The following is a 2,234-nucleotide window of genomic DNA, read 5'->3' on the forward strand; positions in this document are numbered from 1 at the left end:
TGCTTGTAAACCTTTTGAGGAAGCTGCAGTTGCGAATCCGCGACGGCTATACCTGCTTCATTGAGCTCCCTCAGCAGCAGGGATTTATCTAAGACCTTGGAGTCGCTTTCATAGAGGTAGAAGTCATAAAGCCCTTCCCATATGTCGCCGCTCAGGCGCTTGCGCAGGTAGTACTTTCCTTCCAGCTCAAAAACGATGTAATGAAAAAACCGGGGCCTGGCCGCCTTGGCCTTTGATTTGACGGGTAGCTCCTGCACCAAACCGTGTGTAAAGGCGAAGCAGGATTGCTGCAGCGGACAAAAGAGGCAGTCCGGCATAACAGGCGTGCACTGGATGGCGCCAAATTCCATCACGGCCTGATTGAAGATGTCAGGGGTGTCGGAAGGAATCAGTTTGTTAGCCAGCTGCTGAAAGACTTTGCGGGAGGCCGGTACGGCAATGTCATCTGACAGGCCAAATACCCGCGCCAGTACCCGGAATACGTTGCCGTCCAGCACGGCCACCTGCTCCCGGAAAGCAAAAGAGGCGATAGCTGCGGCCGTATAGCTGCCCACGCCGCGCAGTTTCAGCAGCGTCTCGTAGTTGTCGGGAAATACGCCCCCGTATTCTTCCACGATCTGCCTGGCCGTGTGGTGCATGTTGCGTGCCCTGGAGTAGTAGCCGAGTCCCTGCCAGAGCCGCAACACTTCATCTTCCGGGGCTGCAGCCAGGTGTTGTACGGTCGGATAAGCGTCAGCAAAGCTCCTGTAGTAAGGCAGGCCCTGCTTTACACGCGTTTGCTGAAGGATCACTTCGGAGAGCCAGATCAGGTATGGATCTGTTGTTTCGCGCCAGGGCAGCGCCCTCTTGTGCCGCTGATACCAGGCGATGAGGGTGTCAGAAAAATAAAAGTCAGGCGTATTTTTCATAGCGATAAGGCGGCGCTGATGGTAAGGAAAAGGAAACAGGCAAAGGTAAAGTTTTGTTCGCTATCGCAGCATAGCAGAAACTAAGAATAATGTTATCTGGCTATAATATAAGCAGATAGACGCCGTTAAGGACTTGGCAGAATGGCACGGGTATTGCTGCTGCAGATGATGAAAAAAAGCGAATGCGGAGGAGCGTTTCCGGAGCTACTATTCTGTAATAATTTAGTGCTAAAGCTTTTACTTGTCGAAAAGTAGGTATACCTTTGTGCCCCGAAAAATAGGGTAATGGCATGGCAGCCAAGTACAACGAATAGAGAAAGTTAACTGATTATCTAATTTATAAAATCTAAAAAAGTGACTAAAGCAGAAGTAATATCAGAGATTGCTGATAAAACAGGGATTGATAAGGCTGATGTTCAATCTACCATCGAAGCGTTTTTCAAAGTTGTGAAAGACTCCATGGCAGACGGTAACAACATCTACGTGAGAGGTTTTGGAAGCTTTGTGAATAAGAAGCGCGCTAAAAAAGTGGCCCGCAATATTTCGAAGAACACCTCCATCATTATTGATGAGCACTTCATCCCAAGCTTCAAACCATCCAAAACCTTTATCCAGAAGATTAAGAACAGCAAAAAAATCAAAGAGCTGGCCCATTCTTAATTCTTTTGTATATTTGCCTTTCTTTGTTTAATTAGTCATTAACAGTAGCTTACGTAAAAAGAATGTCACGCTCTCAAATACTGATACTTGTTGCAGCTATCGCCTTGGCAGCTATTATGTTCTTTTTGCCCAAAGCAGTTGTGACAGAGGATGATAAAGATACCTTAGCCCAGGGCGAAACTACTGCCCTGCCGGAAGGGCACTCCGAAGACGACGGACATGACCATGGTGCTGCAACGGAAGCACCAGCTGATGGCGTACATGCAACGGCGACGCCTGAGCAAATGCTGGAGCTGACGACGGTGCGTGCCCGTTACAACAAAGCAACCGATACACAGACCCGCACACTGCTGGCGAATGAACTGGCTGCTGCCTATGCTACTGCAAGTAAATTTGACAGTGCTGGTTACTACTACGAATTAGCTGCCAACGCCCAACCAGGCGAGAAGAGCTACCGAAAAGCAGGCGATCAGTACTTTGAAGCTTTTACATATGCAGCCACACAGCAGCGGGCCAGTGAACTAGGCGGCAAGGCGCGGGCGATGTATGAGCAGGTGTTAAAGAACAATCCGAGTGATCTGGATGCTAAAACAAACGTGGCAATGACCTATATTGCAAGCGAAAACCCGATGCAGGGTATAACGCTGTTGCGTGAGGTGATCTCTG

The 2,234-nt window shown here is 48.9% G+C and carries 3 protein-coding genes; 2 read left to right on the top strand and 1 reads right to left on the bottom strand.

Features of this window, described 5'->3' with window-relative positions; translation table 11 throughout:
• Positions 1-908 (bottom strand): A/G-specific adenine glycosylase (gene mutY, locus OB13_RS19725; protein ID WP_461491900.1); only part of this gene is annotated, 908 nt, incomplete at its 3' end.
• A 354-nt stretch (positions 909-1,262) separates the two neighbouring features.
• Here mutY and OB13_RS19730 point away from each other — a divergent pair.
• On the top strand, positions 1,263-1,568 hold the full coding sequence (locus tag OB13_RS19730) for an HU family DNA-binding protein (protein WP_018479903.1): 306 nt from the start codon (positions 1,263-1,265) through the stop codon (positions 1,566-1,568).
• Between the two features lie 62 nt (positions 1,569-1,630).
• On the top strand, positions 1,631-2,234 hold a 604-nt coding region (locus tag OB13_RS19735), incomplete at its 3' end, for a tetratricopeptide repeat protein (protein ID WP_461491901.1).

The organism is Pontibacter sp. HJ8, from assembly GCF_054824225.1.